Source organism: Streptomyces sp. LN549 (assembly GCF_043203805.1).
Lineage (GTDB): Bacteria > Actinomycetota > Actinomycetes > Streptomycetales > Streptomycetaceae > Streptomyces.
Window position 1 is genome coordinate 8,161,127 of record NZ_JAZHRI010000002.1, and the last position, 20,120, is coordinate 8,181,246.

The following is a 20,120-nucleotide window of genomic DNA, read 5'->3' on the forward strand; positions in this document are numbered from 1 at the left end:
GCCACCGGCAGTCTCGGGGGTCACGACCGGCAGCGGCGGGTGCCCCCGGCCGGTCAGACCTCGTCGAGCAGGCGCTCGCGCAGCCGCTCGCGTGTCTGCGGGGTGATCTTCAGGCCGTCGGCGAGGTACCGGTCGGTGCTGCCCCAGGTCTCGTCGATGGTGTTGAAGGCCGCCGCGAGGTAGTCGGGGTGGGCGCCGAAGAGCGGATTGAGCAGCTCCATCACCTCGGCGGACATTCCGGCGGCGGAGGTGTCGCTGCGACGGACCTTGTAGCGGCGGTGCGCGTCGTTGGACTTGAGGTAGTCGGCCTCGATGGCGTCGCGTTCGACGCCGACAGCGAGCAGGGACACCGCGATCGAGAGACCCGCACGGTCCTTGCCTGCGGCGCAGTGCATCAGCGCCGGCACGCTGTCCTCGGCGAGGGCGTGCAGCACCCGGCTGTGCTCGGCCGTGCGGTCCAGGATGATGCGGCGGTACGAGGCGATCATCCGGTGGGACCCCTTGCCGTCGGCCAGGATCGATCGCAGCTCGTCGATGTTGCCGTCGCGCACCATCCGCCAGAACTCCGCGCCGTCCGCCGGGTCGGTGAGCGGGATGCTCACATTGCGCACACCCGGCAGCTCCACGTCCAGGCCGTCCAGCTTGTGGTCGGCGCCGTTGCGGAAGTCGAAGACGGTGTGCAGGCCGAGACCGGAAAGGAACGTGGCGTCCTCGGCCGTCGCGTGTGCCAGGTGACCACTGCGGTAGAGCCGCCCGTACCGCACCCGGCGGCCGTCCGAGGTGGGCAGCCCGCCCACGTCACGGAAGTTGCGGACACCCGCCAGCTCGGGCTCCGTCGACGGGGTCTGCGGCAGCTGCTGCGTCACGGTCACTCCTGGAGGCTCTGCCGCCGGCGCGTGTCGCCTGCGGGTCCACTCTCGTGACGATACGACATTGATTCCTTGGGCAATCATCTTGGTCGCGCCCCTGTTTTCGGGGCTGCGGGACCGTCCACGTGCCCGGCGGCGAGGGGCCGAGACACGCGGCGCACCGGTCGGGGCGTGACGGATGAGCGCAGCATGTCCGTATTGGGGCTTTTGGTGGAACATGCCCTGCTTGCGCGGGAGATGGTTGCCCTCTCGTGAGCGGGATCATATCCGTGACGGTGTGTGGCTGTGCGGCCGTGGGGTATTCCGGACGCCGCGCGGAAAGCCAAGATCCGTAATCCACGGAGTGTGACCGGAATTCCGTGCCGAATTCCCGGAGCGGAATCCGAAGTGGAACCCGTGGCTTGTTTCTGTCGTCCCGGCTCGCTTACGTTCGCTGTCAATCCGGACGGACCGCCTAATCCTGCCGCCGCCCGGAATTCGCACCCACTCACCGCGTGGCAGGAGCGGGGGAACCAGGTAAGCCGCCGACCGGGAAACCGGCCGGCTCGGGGTGAAGTCGCGCCAGCCGCGACCGGACATCTCCAGTCCGAACCCGACAGCTCACCTCGTAGGCGCCGGAGAGGAAACCTTCATGCCCATATCGGGTAAGCACCGCCGTCCCAAGTCCAGCACCATCGCGCGTGGCGTCGTCGCCGCGAGCGCCGGTGGAGCCGTCATCGCGCTTCCGCTGCTCGGCGCCACCGGTGCCCACGCCGCGGAGCAGGCCGTTCCCGCCACCTCGAAGTCGGCCGCCGCGCACGCCACCCCGGCCACGCCGGTCGCGAAGAAGCAGGCCGGCACCACGTCCTACTCCGTGGTCTCCGGCGACTACCTGTCGAAGATCGCTGCCGAGCACAAGCTCAAGGGCGGCTGGGAGAAGCTGTACCAGGACAACCGCAAGGTCGTCGGCGACAACCCGAGCCTGATCTTCCCGGGCATGAAGCTGACCCTCGGCGGCAAGTCCACGAGCCAGGCCACCACCACCTCCACGGGCTCCACCACCCCGTCGAAGGCCGCGCCCAAGGCTCCGGTCAAGACCGTGACGAAGGCCTCCACCGCCTCCAACGTCTCCTCCTCCTCCGACGCCTCGTCGTCCGAGGAGACCTCGGCCCCGGCCGCCCAGAGCAACGACTCCGGTTACGTCCACCCGGTTCCGGGCAACCACACCACCGCCTACCGCGCCTCCGGTGCCAACTGGTCCAGCGGCAGCCACACCGGCATCGACTTCCCCGTCTCCACCGGCACGAGCGTGAAGGCGATCACCTCCGGCACCGTCGTCACCGCCGGCTGGGGCGGCGCGTACGGCAACGAGGTCGTCATCAAGCACGCCGACGGCCACTACTCGCAGTACGGCCACATGTCCTCGCTCTCCGTCTCGGCGGGCCAGACCGTGACCGCGGGCCAGCAGGTCGGCCTGTCCGGCGCCACCGGCAACGCCACCGGCCCGCACCTCCACTTCGAGGTCCGCACGGGCCCCGCGTACGGCTCGGACATCGACCCGATCGCGTACCTGGCGTCGCACGGGATCAACGTCTGATCCGGGCAACACCGGTCCGGTGAACCGGACCTGAGCAGTGCAGAGAGGGACGGTGTGCGGCGGCGCACCGTCCCTCTGCTTATTCCCCCTTTACCAAAAACTGACCGGGTGGTCTATATCACCACCCGTCAACCCCGTATTACGGTCGCGTAGGTCACATTCGGCGGTGCAGGATATGCCCTTGTGGCAGACGATTCGAACAACATCCAGCAGGGCGTCATCAACCGACAGGGCGCCATCGGGTCGTACGCGGCGATTGGCGACAGCTTCACCGAGGGAGTCGGTGACCCCGGCCCGGACGGAACCTTCGTCGGCTGGGCGGACCGGTTCGCGGTACTCCTCGCGGACCAGCTCCCGGACCCCGACGCGGCGGCGGGCAGCGCAGGATCCGCGCACGGGAACTTCAGGTACGCCAATCTCGCCGTACGAGGACGCCTCCTCGACCAGATCGTCGAGGAGCAGGTGCCGCGCGCCAGGGAACTCGCCCCCGATCTGGTGAGCTTCTGCGCAGGCGGCAACGACATCATCCGGCCGGGCACCGACCCCGACGACGTGGCCGAGCGCTTCGAGCGCGCGGTCGCCGACCTGACCCGGTCGGTCGGCACCGTCATGGTCACCACCGGCTTCGACACCCGCAACGTGCCCGTGCTGCGCCATCTGCGCGGCAAGATCGCCACGTACACCGCCCATGTGCGGTCCATCGCCGACCGGTACGACTGCCCGGTGCTCGACCTCTGGTCCCTGCGCTCGGTCCAGGACCGGCGGGCCTGGGACGACGACCGGCTGCACCTGTCGGCGGAGGGCCACACCCGGGTCGCGCTGCGCGCCGCGCAGGTGCTCGGCCTCGACGTGCCCGCCGACCCGGACCAGGAGTGGCCGCCGCAGGCACAGCGCGGAACGCTCGAGGTACGGCGCGACAACATCCACTGGGCGCGCGAGTACCTGGTCCCGTGGATCGGCCGGCGGCTGCGCGGCGAGTCGTCGGGAGACCACGTCGAGGCCAAGCGCCCCGACCTGCTGCCGCTCTGAGGGGCCGCTGTCCTCAGTCGCCCCGGGCATCCGCAGCGCCGGCGGTGGCGACCGGGGGCAGCGGCAGCGCCGGTATGCGTTCCAGCACACCGCCCGCGAAGACGTCGTACAGCGGCAGCGTCTCCAGGTGCACGTACCCGATGTGGCAGTCGCAGACGGCGAGCGGGCACGCCCGCGGCCCCAGCGCCGCGCGGTAGCTGCCGTCGTAGAGATTGCCGAGCTCCGCGGGGACGAAGTGGCAGCGGCGCACCGTGCCGTCGCCGTCCACCGAGATCACCGACTCACCGGTCCGGCAGGGCAGGCCCGCCGAACGGTGCGGATGGCGGCTGTACGGGAACAGCGGGTCGATCCCCGTCCACCGGTCCGCCTCCTCGTCCGTGTAGGTATGCCCCTCGGCGGCGTTGACCCAGAGGTAGACCTCCTCGGGAAGGGCGGCCCGCAGCTGCCGCGCCTCGCCGAGATGGGCGTCGAGCCCGACCACTCCCACGCTGTGGCGGATCCCCAGCGACGCCAGCTCCCCGCACCGGCCCAGAAACCGCTCGTACGGTGTCTGGCCCGGGTGGTACGTGCACCAGAGCGCGATCTTGTCGCGGCCCGCGGCCCCCGCCGAGGCCAGCCACTGCGTACGGCCGCTGAGGTTCGTCTGGATCGCCACGCGGCGGACATGGGGCAGCCGGGCCAGCTCGACCAGCGCCCGGCGGTACCAGGAACGCACCAGCCCCTCGCCCCACGGGGTGAAGAGCACCGAGATCCGGTCACCGGTCTGCGCCGCTGCCCAGGCCGTGAACCGCTCCAGCGCCGCCCGGTCGGCCCGCAGCTGCTCCCGGCTGTCGCGCCGCTTGGCGAAGGGGCAGTACGGGCAGTCGTAGTCGCACGACGCGAGCGGGCCGCGGTAGAGAATCGTCAGGTCCATGCGGGGCTCACTTCAGTTCGTACGCGGCCATCGCGGCCCGTACGGCGGGGGAGAAGAGGTCGGGGCCCAGGGCGTCGGAGTGGGCGAGCCCCTCGGGGGACAGACGCAGCCGGCCGGTGGAGGCCGCGTCCGCGTCGAGCCAGCCCCGGGCCTCGAACCGGGCGAGCTCCTCGGGAAAGTCCCTGTCCGGGTCCGTGCCGAAGCGCTTGCGGTACTCGGACACGCGCAGGCCCTCGGCCTGCAGGACGGACTGCAGGAGATGACGGCGGCGCGCCTCGTCGCCGTCGGCGAACCGGCCCACCTCGGCGTGCGAGAAGTCCTCGGTGGCCGTGTAGCCGTCGATGATCGCCCGCACCTCGCGCATCTCCACCGCGTAGTCGAAGGAGTAGTGCAGCCGAGAGGTGTACGAACGGGCGCCGCAGCCCAGGCCGATCATGCCGTCGGTCTGGCAGGCGTAGTCATCGGGACCGTCGGCCAGCGGGGTGCCGGCGCGGCGGAACATCCGCATCGACACCTGCTCGTAGCCGCGGGCAAGGAGATGGTCGCGGCCGGCCCGGTACAGCCGCAGCCGCTGCTCGTCCCAGGCCGCGTCCGCCACGGCCTCGTCGGCGGCCCCGAGCCTGCCCAGGCCGGTCAGCGGACGGACGTAGAGCGGGTAGAGGTACAGCTCCTCGGGCCGCCACTGCAGTGCCGCGTCCAGCGAGGTGCGCCAGCTCTGCTCGGTCTGGCCGTCGATGCCGTAGATCAGGTCGATGTTGAGGACCGGGATGCGGGTGTCCCGGATCAGGCCGAGGGCCGTCTCCACGTCCGCGCGGCGCTGCGGGCGGGCCGCCGCACGGGCCTCGGCCTCGACGAAGCTCTGCACGCCGATGCTGATCCTGGTCGTCCCCCGGTCGGCGAGGACGGCCAGCCGGTCGGCCGTCGCAGTCGACGGGGACGTCTCCACCGACAGCGGCACCGACCGCAGATCGGCGCCCATGCGCTTCTCCGCGATGTCGCACAGGCGCTCCAGTTCGCCCGCAGTCAGGAAGGTGGGGGTCCCGCCGCCGAACGCGGCGGCGGCGAAGCGCACCGGTTCCCCGTCGCCCAGCGCGTCCCGTACGGCGGTCGCCTGCCGGTCCAGCGCGTCGAGATAGCGGGTGGTGAGTTCGTCGGGCGCACCGATCCGGGTGAAGAGGTTGCAGAAGCCGCAGCGGACCTCGCAGAAGGGTATGTGGAGGTAGAGCGAGAGCGCGTCCTTGTTCTCGCCCGCCCACAGGTCGCGCAGCGCGGGCCTCCCGCCGGGGTGCTCGGCGAGCCTGCCGTACGCCGTCTTGTGAGGATAGGCGTAGACATAGCTCTGGTACGGGCGAGTGGTGTGCGGACTGGTCATCGTGCGGTGGCCCCCGGTTCCAGGAAGAAATGCGCGTACGGAACGGTCCAGACGGACTCGTGACCGAGCCGATGACCGGTGTAGCCGTCGTCGCCGTACGCCGTGCCGTGGTCGGAGCAGACGATGGCGAAGGCCCTGCGTCGGCTGCTCGCTGCGGCGAAGAGCCGTCCGATGTGGGCGTCCACGTACTCCAGCGCGGCCGCGTGGGTGGCGCGGCTGTCGCCCGCGTCGCGGGTCGCGCCCGGCCGGTGGAACCAGTTCGGCTGGTGCAGTGCCGACACATTGACGAAGAGGAACAGCCGTCGGCCGGCCGGGAGTTCCCCGACGACCTGCTCGGCGCGGGCCACCTGCGCCTCGAACGAGGTGGCCGAGGCCACGCCGAACTCCGGCTCCCAGTGTGCCTCCTGGAACATCCCGGGCAGCACCGAGCCGAGCGGGGCCTGCCGGTTGAAGAACCCGACTCCGCCGATGCACACCGTGCGGTATCCCGCCCCGGCGAGAGCGGAGACCAGGTCGGGCGCGTCGAAGACGAAGGTGCGCTCCGCCGTGGTCTCACTGCCGGCGAACCGTGCGGCGAACAGCCGGGGATGTGGCCCGGGAGCGGCCGGAGTGGGCAGGAACCCCGCGAAGATCGCCTGGTGCGAGGCGTAGGTGAAGCTCCCCGGGGCATGCCGCTTCTCCCAGACACCACCCGGCAGATGCCGGGCCAGATTCGGGATGCGCCCGGCGGCGGCGAGCTCCGCCGCGACGTCGTAGCGCAGAGTGTCCAGGGTGACGAGCAGCAGATCGTGGCTGCCCACGACCTCGCTCATGTCGGGGGCGACGGCGCCCGTGACGCCGGAGGAGGACTCGGGTGATTCAGGGTGTTGCGCTGACACGATGGTTCCTTGCTCGGTTCATTACGGCGGCGACCTGCGCCGCATAGGTGTCCAGGCCCTCGGCGCCGCTGCCCGGAAGGCCGGTCAGCCGCGGCAGCAGATCACCGAAGGCGTTGACCTCGCCGACGGCGAAGCGCCGCCAGCCGGTTGCGGGCAGCAGGTCGACGCCGACGCACAGCGTGCCCGGGAAGGCGGCGGCCGCCCGCTCGCACACGGCCAGCGCCCCGGCCCAGCTGCCGCCCGCCGCCTCGACGGCGGCCCGCACCTCGCCGAGATCGCCGCGCGCGCCGCCGAGGTGCAGATTGGTCATGGGGGAGCGGCTGGTGCGGACGACCGCATGGGTCGCCCGGCCGTCGACCACCACGACCCGCAGATCGGCGACCCGGCCCCGCTGCGAGGCCTTCGGGAGCCAGCGCTCGATGTGCAGACCGTCGGGTGCGAGTGCGTCGACGACGGCAGCCACCTCGCGCTCCGTCGTGCAGCGCCGGACCTTGAGCGAGTTGTAGAGGCGGCCGGCCGGGTCGCGCTCGACCGAGGTGGCGGCCCGGATCCGGCCGGGGCCGGCCGTCTCCACGGCCATCACTCCGGAGGCGGAGGATCCGTGCGCGGGTTTCACGAACACGCGCGGCATGCGGTGGTCCGCCATCAGCTCACGCACATCGTCCCAGCCCTGTACAGGACGCGCCGAAGGCCCCGACGTAGGCGAGGCCGGAACGGGTACGCCGGCGGCGTCAAGGACGCCGTGACAGAGACGCTTGTCGAACAGCGCCGCGATGTCGCCGGGGCTGTCCAGCAGGAGCGCACCGGCGGTCGTCGCCGCCCTCGCCACGTCCCGTACGGCGGCGGTGAACCGTGCGTACCAGAGGGCCGAGCCCTCCACCCTGGTCGGGTCGTCGACACCGCGCAGCATCCGCTCGACCTCGGCGTCCTCGCCGGGCGAGTCGATGCGCACCGTCTCTCCGGGCAGGAAGGCCGCCTTCCCCTTCAGCACGTCCAGCCAGGACACCGTGCGGGCCGGCGGCAGCCCGGTGGCGCGCACGGCGTCCTGGAAGAGGCCGACCCGGCGGCTTCCGGGATTGCCGACGACCGCCAGGCGCGGCGCGCTACTCGCTGACCGCGACATAACGGGGCTCGTCGTCCTCGGGATCCCAGTCGTCCGCCTCGTCGAGATCGACATGGACGCCTTCGCGGGCACAGAGCTCCCGGACCCGGGCCGTCACCGGTTCGGTGACGTAGTGGTGGTGCAGATCGAGCGAGGTCAGATGGGTGAGCGGCTGACCGTTGAGAAGAGCCAGGGCCCCCGTGTCACTGAGCGTGCCCATGGAGAGCGAGAGTGACTCCAGCTGTGCGACTACCGGAGCGGACGCCACCGCCGCGGCGATCTCGTCCTGGATCTCGCTGTTCTGCAGGCCGAGATGGCGCAGCCGGGGAAAGCCGCTGCCGGAGAGCACGGGCCTCATGTCCTCCACCGTCGCGTCGCCGCCGTACCACGAGGCGCCGAACCAGAACTCCAGCCGCTCCAGAGCGGGCATTTCGCAGGCGCCGACCGCCCGGACGACATGGCCGGGCAGCCCCCCGGACTCGAACCTCAGCGACTTCAGCGTCAGGTGCCGCAGCGGACGCAGCTGAAGCTTCTCCTCCTCGGGGACGGCATCCCCGCCGCCGCGCACCACCAGCTCCTCAAGGCGCGGGAACGCCTCGACCAGCTCGGTGATGTCCGACATCTCCAGCCAGGACACCTCGCACTCCTCGCCGACGACATCGGCCAGGAACAGCGCGCGCAGCGCCGGGAAGCGGCCCGCGTCCGCGGTGATCAGCTCCGCCACGGGAGCGAAGGAGCTGTAGTCGTCCGGCCACCAGGGGCCGATCAGCAGGGCACGGACTGCGGCCGGGTCGACCGTGTCCAGGAAGTGCTGCCAGATCCCCGGGAATGCGGGGCCCTCCCAGGCGCAGTCCAACCGCCAGGCCACGGAGCCCGCCTCGGGCAACACCGCCGGGGCCGCGCTCTCCCCACCGGGCGGCGGCAGGGTGAGGACGGGCAGGCCGTGGAAGGTTTCGGGGTGCTCGATACCCGTCATCGCGCCATCACTCCGACACCGTGACGTACCGGCCCGCAGCCCCGCGGTCGCCCCACGGAGTGCAGCGCTCCGACAGGTCCACCCGCACGCCGTGCGGTTCCAGGGCCTCCATGACCCGGCGCTCCATCGGCTCGGTGAGGAAGTGGTGGTGCAGGTCGAGGACGTCGAGATGCGTCAGCGGCTGGCCCTCCAGCAGGGCTGCGGCGCCCTCGTCGCCGAGGGTGCCGCAGGACAGGTCGAGGGTGCGCAGCCGGGCCACGAGCGGGGCCGAGGCGACGGCGGCCGCGATCTCGTTCTCCATCTCGCTGTTGCGCAGACCGAGATGGTGCAGGGCCGGGAAGCGCGTCCCCGACAGCAGTGGCTCGAGAGCCAGCACGCCGGTGTCGCCTCCGTAGGCGGAGACACCCAGCCAGAGGTCGAGCCGCTCCAGCGCGGGCAGTTCGCTGTCCAGCACCCCGCGCACCACGTGGGCCGGCAGTCCGCCGGTCTCGATGGTGAGAGAACGCAGCCGCTCGTGCTTCGTGGCGGGGAAGACGAGCTCGGAACCGCCGCGCACCCCGAGCTCCACCAGCGCGGGAAAAGCGGTGAGCAGCGCGGTGACATCACTCTGCTCGATCCAGGAGATCTCCGCCTCCTCCATCGTCAGATCGCCGACGAACACCGCTTCCAGCGACGTCAGCCGCTCGGCTGCGGCAATCACGAGGCCGATCGGATACGACGACCTCTCCTCGTACGACTCGCCCCACTGCCCGATGATCAGCGCGCGGACACCGGCCGGGTCCACCTCGTCCAGGAACGCGGTGAACTCCTGCTCCCAGGTGCGGTCCTCGTCCTCGTACGGCTCGACGAAGACGCGCCAGGCCGCCGCGTCGGCGTCCGGCCGGGAGCCGTCGTCGGTCCCGGACCGGAAATCGACGGCCGGAAGGCCGAGCAACTCGTGCAGGTGGTCCACATCGGACATGGCCCTGATCTCCTGATGACGGCGACGGATTGATGTGCGCAAGGTCTATCAAGCCCCACTGACAACGGGGCGACCGGGCCCTGCCAACGGTGCTCACCGGCCGATTGTCAGACCCCCGCCGTAGCGTTTTCCATGTGGCCGGCACAGCGGGTGCCGTCGCGGAGGGGAGACGTCTGTGTACCGGCAGGGCGACGTACTGATCATGGCGCTGGAGGAGTCCGCGGTGCCCGCGAACCTCCTGGAAGCACCGGGCGAACTGCGCGACGGGCGCGGCCGGCTGGTCCTCGCTCTCGGCGAGGTCACCGGACACGCGCACGCCGTGCCGGGGCCGGGACGCCTGATCCGGGAGGGCGGGGTGTTCGGCCCGATGCTCCTCCACCTGCCCGATGGCGGACGCGTGGTGCACGAGGAGCATGCGGTGATCTCGCTGCCGAAGGGCTGGTTCCGGGTCGTGCGCCAGCGCGAGTACGCACCGGGGGCGGTCCGCATCGTCGCGGACTGAGGGACCGGAAACATCCGGAAGCGCATGACCGTCCGGAAGCTCATGAGCATCCGGAACACAGGAACACAGAGACACAGGAACAGGGGACGGGGAGAACGATGCAGTACGTGGACTCATGGCGGGCCGTGGCGGCGGCGACCGGTGCGGCGGACCGGTCGGCGGCCGAGGAGGGGGTGCGGCTCGCCTACCGCAGAGCGGGTCTGGCCGAGCCTGAGGAGTTCGTCTGGGCCGACTCGCCCAGGGCCGCCGTCGAGGCGGTGGAGAAACTGACCGATCCGGGGCGCTCGGTCCGTGACGACGTGCGCACCCGTCCCTGGGCGGAGGAACGGCGCCGGATGTACGACGAGTTGGGTCCGGCCGGCTGGTCCGCGCTGTGGTCCGCCACCGGCGCCCAGCTCTGGGAGACCACGTCGGCGCTCGCCGACCGCATACGGGCGGGCGTGGTGGCGGATCTCGCCGTGCGGCCCGAGGACGAGTCGGACGTCCGGCTGGTGCTGCTCGACGCGGTCCTGGGCCAGCACGACGCGGCCTGGCTCGCCGCCTTCGACGGCCGGGGCGACCGGCTCGACGGACTCGCAGCCGTCGCGAGGAATGCGGGCTGGTGGTGGCCCTACGAGCGCACCGTGGTGATGAGCGAACGCCCCGGGACGCTGCACCGGGACGAGGCGGGCCGGCTGGACAGCGGTGACGGCCCCGCGCTCGCCTACCGCGACGGCTTCGCCCTGTACGCCTGGCGCGGCATGCCCGTCCCCGCCGCATTCCTGGCGGAGCTGGGCGCACTGACCCCCGAGCGGATCCGTGCCGAGGACAACGCGGAACTGCGCCGCGTGATGCTGGAGTTCTACGGATACGACCGCTATCTCACCGAGTCCGGTGCCGAGCCGGTGCACCGGGACGAGACGGGAATTCTCTGGCGGATCGCGCTCGACGGCGACGAGGACGTGGTCATGGTGGAGGTGGTCAACTCCACTCCGGAGCCGGACGGAACGCATCGCACGTACTGGCTCCGGGTCCCGCCGGGCACCAGGACCGCGAAGGAGGGCGTCGCGTGGACGTTCGGACTCCAGGGCGAGTCCTACGCGCCGGTGCGTCAGACCTGACTGGCCGGCAGGGGGCGGGCAGACGGGACCGGCGGCGGACCGGGGTGCCGAGCCGTCAACCCGCCGGCCGGCCGATCGCCGGCCCGCCAACCGTCAAGCCGTCAGGGTCTGCTGGTCGATGCCCAGTTCACGGGCGAGCGCCTCCTCGGCCCACTCCAGCATCGTGGCCCGGGACAGCGGACCCGCGTACGACGTCATCTGCACCGCGAGACCGTCCAGGAGCGCCGTCAGCCGCCAGGCCACGGACATCGGGTCGTCGCAGTGGAACTCTCCCGCGGCCGCGCCCTCGTCGATGACCTCGGCCAACTCCGCCTTCCACTGCTGGTCGAGATCGCCCGCGACATTGCGCAGCGCCGGGTCGCGGAGGGAGGCTGCCCAGCCTTCGATCCACAGACGCCAGCCCTTGGCCTGGCCCGTCGGGGCGTACCACCGCACTGCGGCGCGCAGTCGGCGGACCGCGGTGGTGCGCCGGCTCAGGAGCTTGCGCAGTTGAGCCAGATCGGCTTCGGCGGCATGCGCGAAGGCGGCGGCGACCAGCTTCTCCTTGGTGGAGAAGTGGTAGAGCACGAGGGCGTTGCTCACGCCGAGCACGGACGCCACATCGGCGATCCGCACCGCCGCGACACCCCGTACCTCGATCTGCTCGACGGCAGCGCGCAGTAGCTCCTCGCGCCGCTCCGCCACACCCAACCGCACTCTTGCCACAGCGTCACCCTAACCAATGGCTGCTCCGACGCAGGCCGGGGGCGGGACCGGAACCGGCCCCGCCCCTTGGCTCTCCCGTTCATCCAACGCTGGACGGCGCGGTCAGCACCAGATGTCCGCGCAGCCCGAGTTGTAGGCGTCGGTCAGCGTCTCCGTCAGTGAGGCCCCGGTGGTGTCCGTGACCGTGGTCCGCAGATCGACCTTCGCCGTTCCCTGCGCCGGCACCGTGACCTTCCAGCGGCCGTCGGACCCGGGCACCGCGGACGCCTGCTTCCAGTCGGTCCCGTCCGTCGCGTACCAGACCTTCAACGACTTCATGTGCAGAGCCCGTTCGCTGCCCTGAGCGGACAGGCCGACCGAGTAGCCGAGCGGCTTCCCGGGGTCGGCCGTGTCCTCACCGTTCAACGGCAGCCGGTAGTCGAGGTCCAGCAGCCGGGCCGCAGTGGCGTCGTGCTCATGGCCGGAGCGGAACCGCCACTCACTTGTCACCCGGGTGCCGAGGACCCAGGTCACCGGATCGGGCGACGTACGCGTGGCATCGACGTTCAACCGGAACCAGTTGTCCTTCGACGGCAGATCGAAGGTGGCCCGGCCCGGTGCACTGTTGTGGGCCAGCTCCCTGCCGCTGTCGTCGAGGAGCGTGGTGCTGCCGCTGTCCGCGCCCGGTGCCGTCTCGGCCCGGTGTCCCGCCGCGTCGGAGAACATCGGCAGAGCGACCTTCAGCTTGTCGCCGTCCCGGGTGACCTGCGCCGCCCCGGCCTGCCTCCCGAGCGCCGGGTTGAAGGGTGCGGACATCCAGTCGTCGCGGTACTCGCGGCCCTTGCGGTACACCGTGGGCGCGCTGCTCAGCGTCCCCAGCGGATAGACCCGGTCGGAGACGTCGTACTGGTAGTGGAAGGTGGCCGTCGTCCACGCCACGTCCGGGGTGAAGTGGAGCGTCTGCTCCGACGGTGGCCGGTAGCTGGTGGACTGCTGATAGAGCGTCAGTCCGTTCCAGGTCGTCCAGGCGTAGAGCCCCTTGGGGTCCAACGGGTAGCCGTGGGTCCGTTCCACGGTCCTGACCGTTGCCAGGTCGGACTGCCGGTCGAACCAGTCGGCGCCCGCGGGCACACGGCCGTCGACCGAGTGGTGCAGATAGTAGGCGTCCGCCGATGTGCTGACACCGTCGACGGTGAGCGTCAGCGGCCCCTCGGCCAGGCGGGACCGCAACGCGGGCAGACTCGCCGAGTCCAGCCGGAGGACCGGCGTCGGCTGATAGACCGAGAGCCCGTATCCGACGTAGACGATGGCGGCCGTGCCCGCGTCCGACAGCTTCCGGTAGAGCGTGTTGTCGGTCCCGGTGTTGCTGCCGGCCGGAGTCCACAGCACGATCTTGCCCTTGAGATCCATCGCGGCCGGGTCGGTGTCCGCTCCGGTGCCGATGTCGACGACCTCACCGGTGGCCGTGCCCAGCCAGCTGTAGATGCTGTACTGCGAGAGCAGCAGCTTCAGTGCGTCGGCCGAGGAGCCCGGTTCGTGCGCGTCCACCTCGCGCTGCTGCCAGCTCAGCCCGCCGAAGAAGGTGAGCCCGTCCAGTGCCGGGCCGGTGGTGGGTACGGCCTCGACCCGGTACTGCCCTGCGGAACTCGGCGCGATCAGGCCGTCGTCCAGTGCCCCGGACCCGGTGCCTGTCCGCGAGACGATGCCGGTCGCCGACTGCAGAGCGACTCGTGCGGACCCGTCGTCCACCCCGATCCGGACCGGTTCTGCATCCTTCGTCTCCAGGGCGAGCGAGGTGTCCTGGCGGACCGTCACCCCGCGGGCGAAGTGGATCGCGGTCGTCCCGACGATCGTGTTGCCCACGGTGTCGTACTCCCAGGTGTGACCGAGGGCGCGGTAGCTGCCGCTCGGCAGGGTCACCGTCCTGGGCGTGGACCCGGTCAGGGAGACCAGCCGCGAGTCACCGGTCCGCTCGTTCTGCAGTACGACTCCGGTCGAGGTGCGCTCGGCGCCCTCGCGCGGTGCCGGGCCGGTGAGAGTGAGGGTGTACGTCTCCGGATCGGCCTCGACCGACACGGGCACGGTCGCCCGGCCGTGCCCGGACCAGGTCGCCGTGACGGCGCCGCTGTACGTCGTGCCGGCCGCCACCCGCGCCGGATCCAGGGTGACCTCCGTCGTCGCGGAGGACCGGGCGGGCACGGTCAGTGACTGTACGGATGTGCGCACGGTGTCGCCGGCCCCGGTGGACAGCCGGAGCCGCAGCGGCCTGTCCGTGGTGTTCGTCCACGTCACCTCCCGGCTCTGCGCGGCGGCCGAGGCGTTCGGGTACGTGGTGTGGGCGGCCAGTGTGGCGGGTTCGGCGACCACACCGGTGGCGAGCGCGGCCGGGACGTCGGTCAGACCGGAGCCGGTGTCACCGGCCGTCGCACCGTCGACCGGTGCCGCGCTGCCGACCAGCGCGGCCTTGAGGCGGGCACCGGACCAGTCGGGGTGCCGCTGGGCCAGCAGGGCGGCGGCCCCCGCGACGTGCGGGCTCGCCATGGACGTACCGGAGAGCGAGGCGTACGAGTCGGTGACGGCCGCATCGTCCAGGGTGCCCGACGCGCGGGCCGCCACGATGTCGCTGCCCGGTGCCGAGATCTCCGGCTTCACCGCAGGCCGGCCCTGGCGCGGGCCGCGCGACGAGAACGAGGACATCTCGCCGGACTTGGTCACCGAACCGACCGTCAGGGCGGCGTCGGCGGCGCCGGGCGCGCTGATCGTCCGGTCGCCGGAGTTGCCCGCCGCGATGACGAAGAGCGTGCCGTGCTCTGCGGAGAGGCGGTCGACCGCGGCCGACAGGGGGTCGGTCCCGTCGGAGGCCACGGACGACCCGAGGCTCATGTTGACGATGCGCGCGTCCTGGTCGACGGCCCATTGCATGCCCGCCAGGATCCAGGAGTCGTAGCCGTAGCCGTCGTTGCCGAGCACCTTGCCCTCGACCAGTTCGGCCCCCGGTGCGACCCCCGCGTAGCGGCCGCCCGATGCGGCCCCGGTGCCTGCGATGATCGATGAGACGTGTGTGCCGTGGCCCTGCAGATCCTGGACGTCGCCGTCCTCGGTGAAGTCCTGCGAGGCGGTGACGGCGCCCTTCAGATCGGGGTGGCCCCGGTCGTATCCCGTGTCGAGGACCGCGACCTTGGTGCCCTTGCCGGTGATGCCCGCGCGATGGGCCCGGTCCGCGCCGATCTGGGCGACGGAGGTGTCGAGCGTGGCCCGCACCCTGCCGTCCAGCCAGACCTTCCCGATGCCCTCGCCGCGGGCGCGTGACGCCGTTCCGAGCTGCTTCCACACGGTGTTCGCCGACTTCTTCGGCACGCTCAGGGCGGTGGTCCCCGCGGTCCGGAAGGCGGTGGCCACGCGCGCGCCCTCGGGGGCGCCCGGGCTGCCGGCGGACGGCGTGGCGCCGCCGACCAGGATCCGCAGCGTGTCGGTGGAGCCGTCCGCGTATCCGGACGCGACCAGCTCGGTCACGTCGAACAGCCGCCGGTCGACCCGGCCCCGGGAGATCTCGCCCGCCGCGTCGATCGGCATCGCGTACTCGTGCCCTGCCACCCGGAACCGGGTGAACCCCATGCCCTGCCGGCCGGGACCCGGCACGATCGAGCTGATCTGCAGGGAGTTCCCGTTACCGCTGTACGTCACCACGTCGCCGGTCAGCAGGGTGACGCTGCGGCCCGCGCTGCCGGTTGCCGGAGTCACGGAAGGGTCCGCGAAAGAGGGGGTGCTGTCGGCCGCGGCCGGCAGTGTTCCGCCGGTCAGAGCGGCGGCGAGTGCTGTGGCGCAGACCGCTGCCCATCTGGTTCGTCTCATTCTCACCTCGTGAACTTGTGTGTTCTCAGGGGGTGGTGAGGTGAGAGTGTCAGGAGCATGGCGATCCGGGGGGCGACTTCCGCTGGCGGGAAGGCGCCATGGCAGCTACTCGCCGTCCGCGACGGCGCACGGACAGCACCGGCCCCGCGGCGCAGGGGTTTCTCGTTGATCGGACTGGATCAGGGTGTGGTGCCGGACCCCGCGAGCCCGGCGCGATCCGAACGAGAAGCCCTGGGTCCGGGCGGCTCCGGTCCCGCGGTCAGCGGTACCAGCCGAAGCGGTCGGCCATCACCGGCAGCCGGTCGGCGACGACGGCGTGTGCCGCCGCGCGCGGAGTGCAGCCGTCCGCCGCGGCGCGGGCCACCACGAGTTCGATGAGGGCGCGCATGGAACGCCGGATGTGTGCGAAGGCCTCGTCCGCGTCGGCGCCGATGTCACCGAACAGGGTCCACCACCACCAGGCGTTGGTGCCGGAGTTGACGACCACATCGGGCAGTACCGTGATCCCGCGTGCGGTGAGCAGTGCCTCCGCCTCGGGCAGGACCGGCATATTGGCCGCCTCTACCACCCAACGGGCCTTGATCCGGGCCTGGTTCGTCAGGTCGACGGCGTAGGAGACGGCCGCGGGCACGAGCACGTCCGCCTCCTGCGCCAGCCAGGCGTCGGCGGGCAGCTCCCGATCGGTGTCGCGCAGCACGTCGCGGTCCACCGTGCCGTAGGCGTCGCGGGCGGCCAGCAGCGCCTCGACGTCGAGACCGGCCGGATTCGCGATCGTGCCCTTGATGTCGGCGACGGCGACCACCCTCAGGCCGGCCCGGGACAGGAACCGGGCGGTCGCCCCGCCCATGGTGCCGAGCCCCTGGAGCGAGACCCGCGCGTCGCGGTACGCGATCCCGGCCCCGTCCAGCGCGGCGAGCGCGGACTCGGCGACTCCGCAGCCCCCGGCCAGTTCGTCCAGGCCGATGCCGTCCACCTCGACGGCGAAGGCGTCGGCCAGCCGCCGGCGCGCCGCGGTCTCGTCGTCGAGCAGCGGGTAGACCGCCTGGACGGTGGAGACGAGCCCGGCCTCCATGGCGGCCCGGTCGACCAGGTCCTGGGTGAGCCCGAGGTCCTCGCCGGTCGTCCAGATGTTCTCCACGTACGGACGCATCGCCCGCAGATAGCGCACCAGGATGCCGTACGCCGCCGGATCGCGGGGGTCGCAGTCGATGCCACCCTTGGCGCCGCCGAGAGGTATGTAGCGCGCACCGGGCCGGGCCGCGTCGAAGTGGAGGGCTTCCTTCATGGTCATGCCGCGGGCCAGCCCGGCCACCTCGTCCAGCGTGCACCCCGCACGCATGCGCAGCCCGCCACTGGACACCCCACGCACCAGCCGGTCCACGACGAGGTGCCCCTGGTGGCCTGTGACGTGGTCCGTCCAGGTCAGTGAGATCAACGGGGCGGGCGGGGACACCGGAGGTGTCGTCATCGGGGCACTCCTCGGTCACGGCGATCGGGGCGGTGCCGTGGATACCGGGGGGCGGACCCGCCGCCCCCGATGCCGGCCGACGATCATTTACTGAATCGCCAGTCAGTATCGGGAGGCGGGGGCGCGCTGTCAATGCCGCCCGCGGCGCCTCACCGGTCCGTGGCCGGAGTGCGCCGTCCGGAGGCGCTCGGCGGCCGCAGCTCGCACCGGTCCTTGAAGCCCTGGCTGGTGAGGCCGAGCGCGGAATTGGACCGCGACCGCATGTTCTCCACCGCGATCATCGTCGTCAGCTCGACCAGGGCACTCTCGCCGAGCGAACCGCGCAGCCGGTCCACCAATTCGTCCTCCACCTGCGGCGGAGTGACGGTCATGGCCTCCGCGTAGGCCAGCACATCGCGCTCCAGCGGGGAGTAGGCGTCGCTGTCGCGCCAGGCCGGGATCTCGCTGAGCTTGCGCGGGTCCATGCCCTGGCTGTGGTTCACCCAGTACCCGAAGTCCATGCACCAGCTGCACCCGACGGTGGCCGCGGACGCCATCACCGCCAGCGCCTTGAGCTGCGGGTCCAGCTTCTTCCAGCGGCCCACGGACAGCTCGAACCGGGAGTAGGCCCACAGCACCCCGGTGTGGTGGGCACTGGCGCGCAGCGGATCGGCGACCTTTCCGTACGTACGGTTCGAGTGCCACGAGACGGCGCGGAACAGGAGGCTGCGGGGCGGGTCGAGCGAGATGCGGGCGGTCATGACCGGTCTCCTTCGGTACGGCTCGGTGCCGGCGGGGCGGTGGGGGCACCGCCGCCGGCCTGCTGACACGGGTGCGACGAGCGGCGGCCGCAGGACGTGACATCGGTGCGCCCGGGGGAGTGACCGGGAGCGGCGGGTGATGGCCGGATCCGGACGTATGCGGACCGAGTCCGCGCCGGATACGGAATCCTGCGGGCGGACCGGACGTTGGATCCGGCATGACGGGATTCGATGCGCAACAGCAGGGGCTGCTACGGCTGGTCGCCGAGGAGGGCGGCGGTGTGCTGGTCACGCTCAGGCGGGACGGCAGACCGCAGCTGTCCAATGTGAACCACTTCTACTACCCCGACGAGCGCATCGTCCGCGTCTCGGTCACCGAGGGCCGGGCGAAGACCCGGAACCTGTTGCGGGACCCGCGGGCGAGCTACCACGTGACCAGCCAGGACCGGTGGGCGTGGACTGTCGTGGACGGCACGGCCGAGCTCACGCCGGTGGCCGCCGACCCCGACGACGCCACCGTGGCGGAACTGATCACGCTCTACCGCGACGTCCAGGGCGAGCACCCCGACTGGGACGACTACCGCAAGGCCATGGTCAGGGACCGCCGGATCGTCCTGCGGCTCCATGTCGAGCACGTGTACGGGCAGCAGCGTGGCTGAAGGGGTCCTTCCGGAGCACCATCCCGTTGGGTGCTCCGCTCTCGCACACTCGTCCCCCCTGTCCATAATGAGACGATACCGACTCCCTCAGGAGATCTTGTGACCGGCGCCGACTCCACACTCCCGCTCCGCACCAGGCTGCGTGCGCTGCGTCCCGCCGCCTTCGGGGCCGACCCCGGCGGCGCCCGTATGGAGCGCATCCGCCGTTCCCCGAACTTCGCCGACGGGGTCTTCCAGAACCCGGTGGGGGCGCGGACCAGACCGTCCGGGTCCGCCCTGGAGTTCGCGAAGGTGTACTTCCGCAAGGAGGAGCGGGTCCTCAGGGCGCCGACGGGGACCGTGCCCGTGCACGCCACCACCCTCGCCGACCTCGCCGAGCCCCCCGCCTCCGGTCTGCGGCTCACCTGGATGGGGCATTCCAGCGTGCTCGCCGAGATCGACGGACGGCGGGTGCTCTTCGACCCGGTCTGGGGTGAGCGCTGTTCGCCCTTCGCCTTCGCCGGTCCCAAGCGCGTGCACCCCGCACCGCTGCCGCTCGGCTCCCTCGGCCCGGTCGACGTGGTGGTGATCTCGCACGACCACTACGACCACCTCGACCTCCCGACCATCCGCTCCCTCGCGGACACGGCCACGGTCTTCGCGGTGCCGCTCGGTGTCGGTGCGCACCTGGAGCGCTGGGGCGTGCCCCTGGACCGGATCCACGAGCTCGACTGGAACGAGTCCACGACCGTCGCCGGAATCAGCCTGACCGCCACTCCGGCCCGGCACTTCTGTGGCCGCGGTCTGCGCAACCAGCAGCACACGCTCTGGGCCTCCTGGGCCGTCACAGGGCCCGAGCACCGGATCTACCACAGCGGTGACACCGGCTATTTCCCCGGGTTCAAGGAGATCGGCGCCAAGCACGGCCCCTTCGACGCCACCATGATCCAGATCGGCGCGTACAGCCAGTACTGGCCGAAGGACCAGACGGACAGCAAGCCGGAACCCGGCGCCTGGCCGGACATCCACATGAGCCCCGACGAGGGGGTCCAGGCCCATCTCGACCTCCAGGGCGACGACCCGTCGGCCGGCGTCATGCTGCCGATCCACTGGGGCACGTTCAACCTCGCCCTGCACCCGTGGGCCGAACCCGCCGAATGGTCCATGCGCGCCACGCAGTTCGCCGGCGTGACGATGGCGGCCCCGCGACCGGGCCAGCCGTTCGAACCCGCCGATCCGCCCGCCGTCGAGCCCTGGTGGCGCGGTGTGGCCGCCGAACCGGCACCGGGGTGGGGCAACTGGCCTCCCGTGCACGTGCAGCTTCCCGGCGGGGCCAAGGCCGCTGCCTCCCTCGACCGCGACCGGGACCGGGCGGCCCAGGCGTAGGACGGACGCGCCGGCCGGAGAGGACGGGGCTCACCGCCACGGCCGGGGCGGTGACGTCCGAACGGGGCGGGAGG

Annotated in this window: 17 protein-coding genes and 1 riboswitch; of the genes, 6 read left to right on the forward strand and 11 right to left on the reverse strand. The window is 71.6% G+C overall.

The features are described from left to right. Positions 1-53 precede the first annotated feature (53 nt). On the reverse strand, positions 54-866 hold the full coding sequence (locus SH922_RS36265; protein ID WP_393062784.1) for a tyrosine-protein phosphatase: 813 nt from the start codon (positions 864-866) through the stop codon (positions 54-56). 477 nt (positions 867-1,343) lie between these two features. After that, a riboswitch (cyclic di-AMP (ydaO/yuaA leader) is annotated at positions 1,344-1,498 on the forward strand. A gap of 2 nt (positions 1,499-1,500) precedes the next feature. Between SH922_RS36265 and SH922_RS36270 the strand changes: the two genes are divergently transcribed. Next, a complete protein-coding gene (locus SH922_RS36270) occupies positions 1,501-2,445 on the forward strand; it encodes a peptidoglycan DD-metalloendopeptidase family protein (protein ID WP_393062785.1) in 945 nt (314 codons plus the stop codon). Between the two features lie 183 nt (positions 2,446-2,628). Next, positions 2,629-3,474, forward strand: coding sequence for an SGNH/GDSL hydrolase family protein (locus SH922_RS36275; RefSeq protein ID WP_393062786.1), 846 nt, complete (start codon positions 2,629-2,631; stop codon positions 3,472-3,474). Positions 3,475-3,487: 13 nt separating this feature from the next. On the opposite strand, the gene SH922_RS36280 is transcribed toward SH922_RS36275, so the two are convergent. From SH922_RS36280 to SH922_RS36305, 6 genes are read right to left on the reverse strand one after another with little or no spacing between them, the layout of a single operon-like run. Beyond that, positions 3,488-4,387, reverse strand: a complete 900-nt coding sequence (locus SH922_RS36280; RefSeq protein ID WP_393062787.1) for an STM4011 family radical SAM protein — start codon at positions 4,385-4,387, stop codon at positions 3,488-3,490. A gap of 7 nt (positions 4,388-4,394) precedes the next feature. Continuing rightward, positions 4,395-5,759 carry an STM4012 family radical SAM protein gene (locus tag SH922_RS36285; RefSeq protein WP_393062788.1) on the reverse strand — a complete coding sequence of 455 codons (1,365 nt, stop codon included), beginning with the start codon at positions 5,757-5,759 and terminating at the stop codon, positions 4,395-4,397. Beyond that, a complete protein-coding gene (locus SH922_RS36290; protein WP_393063789.1) occupies positions 5,756-6,571 on the reverse strand; it encodes an STM4013/SEN3800 family hydrolase in 816 nt (271 codons plus the stop codon). Before SH922_RS36290 ends, SH922_RS36285 begins: the two co-directional genes overlap by 4 nt. 46 nt (positions 6,572-6,617) lie before the next feature. Beyond that, the gene (locus SH922_RS36295; RefSeq protein ID WP_393062789.1) at positions 6,618-7,760 is read right to left on the reverse strand and encodes an STM4014 family protein; all 1,143 of its coding nucleotides are present in this window, start codon (positions 7,758-7,760) and stop codon (positions 6,618-6,620) included. Continuing rightward, a complete protein-coding gene (locus tag SH922_RS36300; protein WP_393062790.1) occupies positions 7,741-8,715 on the reverse strand; it encodes an STM4015 family protein in 975 nt (324 codons plus the stop codon). Before SH922_RS36300 ends, SH922_RS36295 begins: the two co-directional genes overlap by 20 nt. A gap of 7 nt (positions 8,716-8,722) precedes the next feature. Next, positions 8,723-9,676 (reverse strand): STM4015 family protein, encoded by a 954-nt coding sequence (locus SH922_RS36305; RefSeq protein WP_393062791.1) that lies wholly within the window; start codon positions 9,674-9,676, stop codon positions 8,723-8,725. A gap of 175 nt (positions 9,677-9,851) precedes the next feature. Between SH922_RS36305 and SH922_RS36310 the strand changes: the two genes are divergently transcribed. Both SH922_RS36310 and SH922_RS36315 read left to right on the forward strand, forming a co-directional pair. Then, positions 9,852-10,178 (forward strand): hypothetical protein, encoded by a 327-nt coding sequence (locus SH922_RS36310; RefSeq protein WP_136330525.1) that lies wholly within the window; start codon positions 9,852-9,854, stop codon positions 10,176-10,178. Between the two features lie 98 nt (positions 10,179-10,276). Continuing rightward, on the forward strand, positions 10,277-11,278 hold the full coding sequence (locus SH922_RS36315; RefSeq protein ID WP_393062792.1) for a DUF6745 domain-containing protein: 1,002 nt from the start codon (positions 10,277-10,279) through the stop codon (positions 11,276-11,278). Positions 11,279-11,371: 93 nt separating this feature from the next. Here SH922_RS36315 and SH922_RS36320 read toward each other — a convergent pair whose 3' ends face one another. The 4 genes from SH922_RS36320 to SH922_RS36335 form a co-directional block, all read right to left on the reverse strand. Continuing rightward, positions 11,372-11,962 (reverse strand): TetR/AcrR family transcriptional regulator, encoded by a 591-nt coding sequence (locus tag SH922_RS36320; protein WP_393063790.1) that lies wholly within the window; start codon positions 11,960-11,962, stop codon positions 11,372-11,374. Positions 11,963-12,085: 123 nt separating this feature from the next. Continuing rightward, entirely contained in the window at positions 12,086-15,814 is a 3,729-nt protein-coding gene (locus SH922_RS36325; protein WP_393062793.1) for a S8 family serine peptidase, read from the reverse strand. Positions 15,815-16,073: 259 nt separating this feature from the next. Further along, positions 16,074-17,282: a Glu/Leu/Phe/Val dehydrogenase dimerization domain-containing protein gene (locus SH922_RS36330; protein WP_393062794.1), complete on the reverse strand. Its 1,209-nt coding sequence runs from the start codon at positions 17,280-17,282 to the stop codon at positions 16,074-16,076. Positions 17,283-17,431: 149 nt separating this feature from the next. Next, positions 17,432-18,022 carry a carboxymuconolactone decarboxylase family protein gene (locus tag SH922_RS36335; RefSeq protein WP_393062795.1) on the reverse strand — a complete coding sequence of 197 codons (591 nt, stop codon included), beginning with the start codon at positions 18,020-18,022 and terminating at the stop codon, positions 17,432-17,434. Positions 18,023-18,240: 218 nt separating this feature from the next. On the opposite strand from SH922_RS36335, the gene SH922_RS36340 reads away from it, so the two are divergent. Further along, positions 18,241-18,681, forward strand: coding sequence for a PPOX class F420-dependent oxidoreductase (locus SH922_RS36340; protein WP_393062796.1), 441 nt, complete (start codon positions 18,241-18,243; stop codon positions 18,679-18,681). Positions 18,682-18,780: 99 nt separating this feature from the next. Next, positions 18,781-20,046, forward strand: a complete 1,266-nt coding sequence (locus tag SH922_RS36345) for an MBL fold metallo-hydrolase (RefSeq protein ID WP_393062797.1) — start codon at positions 18,781-18,783, stop codon at positions 20,044-20,046. Positions 20,047-20,120: the final 74 nt, after the last annotated feature.

Excerpts from the sequence above, each read along its gene's own strand:
- SH922_RS36330 (WP_393062794.1), bottom strand. The coding sequence starts at position 17,282 with ATGACGACACCTCCGGTGTCCCCGCCCGCCCCGTTGATCTCACTGACC.
- SH922_RS36285 (WP_393062788.1), bottom strand. The coding sequence starts at position 5,759 with ATGACCAGTCCGCACACCACTCGCCCGTACCAGAGCTATGTCTACGCC.
- SH922_RS36295 (WP_393062789.1), bottom strand. The coding sequence starts at position 7,760 with ATGTCGCGGTCAGCGAGTAGCGCGCCGCGCCTGGCGGTCGTCGGCAAT.
- SH922_RS36280 (WP_393062787.1), bottom strand. The coding sequence starts at position 4,387 with ATGGACCTGACGATTCTCTACCGCGGCCCGCTCGCGTCGTGCGACTAC.
- SH922_RS36300 (WP_393062790.1), bottom strand. The coding sequence starts at position 8,715 with ATGACGGGTATCGAGCACCCCGAAACCTTCCACGGCCTGCCCGTCCTC.
- SH922_RS36290 (WP_393063789.1), bottom strand. The coding sequence starts at position 6,571 with ATGAGCGAGGTCGTGGGCAGCCACGATCTGCTGCTCGTCACCCTGGAC.
- SH922_RS36315 (WP_393062792.1), top strand. The coding sequence starts at position 10,277 with ATGCAGTACGTGGACTCATGGCGGGCCGTGGCGGCGGCGACCGGTGCG.
- SH922_RS36305 (WP_393062791.1), bottom strand. The coding sequence starts at position 9,676 with ATGTCCGATGTGGACCACCTGCACGAGTTGCTCGGCCTTCCGGCCGTC.
- SH922_RS36340 (WP_393062796.1), top strand. The coding sequence starts at position 18,241 with ATGACGGGATTCGATGCGCAACAGCAGGGGCTGCTACGGCTGGTCGCC.
- SH922_RS36270 (WP_393062785.1), top strand. The coding sequence starts at position 1,501 with ATGCCCATATCGGGTAAGCACCGCCGTCCCAAGTCCAGCACCATCGCG.
- SH922_RS36325 (WP_393062793.1), bottom strand. The coding sequence starts at position 15,814 with ATGAGACGAACCAGATGGGCAGCGGTCTGCGCCACAGCACTCGCCGCC.
- SH922_RS36335 (WP_393062795.1), bottom strand. The coding sequence starts at position 18,022 with ATGACCGCCCGCATCTCGCTCGACCCGCCCCGCAGCCTCCTGTTCCGC.